We start from the raw sequence: 1,965 nt of genomic DNA, 5'->3' as shown, positions 1-1,965 counted from the left end.
CGGGTCTTTGACAGTTGCATAGACTAAAAATTGCTATAGGCCTTGAAAAGTCTATATTTTTTTGTCTTTTTTTCAATTTATAGTAGCGCACTTTGTCGCACTGTGTTATAATATAAGGACGAGGTGATAATACAATGAGACTAAAAGTTACTAAATCAAAAAATTCAGCTTCTCTTTATGTAATTAAATCAATTTACAATCCCAAAACGCAGTCCAACTCTTCGAAGATAGTTGAAAAACTTGGAACCGAAGCAGAACTAAGAGAAAAGCTTCATGGAGCAGATCCTTATGAATGGGCAAACGAATATATTAAAGAATTGAATCGAAAAGAAAAAGAACAAAGTAGAAAAGTCCTTGTTCCCTTTCAGCAAGCAACACTTCTCACAAAAGATGAGCAGCATTGTTACAATGGTGGGTATCTTTTTTTACAAAAGCTATATCATGAGCTTGGAATTCACCGCATCTGTAATGATATTTCAGAAAAGTATAAATTTACTTTTGACTTGAATTCGATACTCTCTCGGTTGACTTATGGAAGAATTATTTTCCCAACTTCAAAACTCGGAACGTTTCAACTTTCGAATTCTTTTCTAGAGCAGCCAAACTTTGAACTACAACATATTTACCGAGCACTTGGTTTTATTACCAAGGAAGCTGATTTCATTCAATCAGAGCTTTATAAAAATAGTCTGTCCATTTCAAAGCGAAATGATAAGATACTTTACTATGACTGCACGAATTATTTTTTTGAAATCGAACAAGAGGATGGATTAAAACAATACGGGCCTTCCAAGGAACACAGGCCAAATCCGATTGTGGAGATGGGTTTGTTTATGGATGGAGACGGAATTCCTCTCGCATTTTCCATTCACTCTGGCAACACGAATGAGCAGCTCACTTTAAAACCGTTAGAAGAACAGATAATTAAGGATTTTTCTTTATCAAAGTTTATTGTCTGTACGGATGCAGGACTTTCTTCTACAAATAACCGTAAGTTTAATAACGTAAATGAGCGCTCTTTCATTACAACTCAGTCTGTAAAAAAGCTAAAGAAGCACCTAAAAGAATGGGCGCTTTCGAACGAGGGATGGTCATTAGAGGGAAGCACTAAAAAATATGATATCAGTAAGTTAGAAGAATCAGAAGAAAGCATTGAGAAATATAGAACTTGTACATTCTACAAAGAACGATGGATCAATGAGGATGGCCTAGAACAAAAATTAATTATCACTTTTTGTTTAAAATATAAGTTTTATCAAAAACAAATCCGAGACAAGCAAGTAGAACGTGCTGTAAAAATCATGGAGAACAACCCTTCTTCTTTAAAGAAATATAACGCTAATGATTGCAAGCGTTTTATATCCAAGACGGGAATTACACCTGATGGCGAAGTCGCAGACAAAGAAGTGTACAATCTTAACGAGGATGCTATTATTTTCGAATCGTCCTATGATGGTTTTTATGCCGTATGTACAAACCTAGAGGACGACGCACCAGCTATCGCCAAAATAAATCACAATCGCTGGGAAATCGAAGAATGTTTCCGCATTATGAAAACGGACTTCAAGGCAAGGCCGGTATACCTGAGTCGAGATGATAGAATCAAAGCTCATTTCACCACCTGCTTTTTGGCACTTGTAATCCATCGATACTTAGAAAAACGACTAGATAACAAATATACGAGCAGCAATATCATAAATACGTTGCGAAACATGAACTTCTTCAAAGTGCAAACAGAGGGATATATTCCAACCTATACAAGAACAGATTTGACAGATACACTTCACGAGGCTTTTGATTTTCGAACTGATTATCAGATCATTAGCACTACACAAATGAAAAAAATATTTAAATCCACGAAAAAGTAGAATAAAGTACGCACTTTTTTCACAATAAATAAAGCTTGGAGTTCCCTGTTTATGGGGCTTCCAAGCTTTTTACTCTTCTCTAACTGTCAAACGTGAG

1 protein-coding gene is annotated in these 1,965 nt (G+C 35.6%); it reads left to right on the top strand.

Features of this window, described 5'->3' with window-relative positions; genetic code table 11:
* Window positions 1–134 precede the first annotated feature (134 nt).
* Entirely contained in the window at window positions 135–1,868 is a 1,734-nt protein-coding gene (locus tag BMY18_RS20620) for an IS1634 family transposase (protein WP_092458510.1), read from the top strand.
* Window positions 1,869–1,965 lie beyond the last annotated feature (97 nt).

Source organism: [Clostridium] fimetarium (genome assembly GCF_900111235.1).
GTDB classification, from domain to species: Bacteria; Bacillota; Clostridia; order Lachnospirales; family Lachnospiraceae; genus Clostridium_N; species Clostridium_N fimetarium.
Note: the sequence above shows the minus strand (reverse complement) of the source record. Positions and strands in the feature narration are given on the sequence as shown.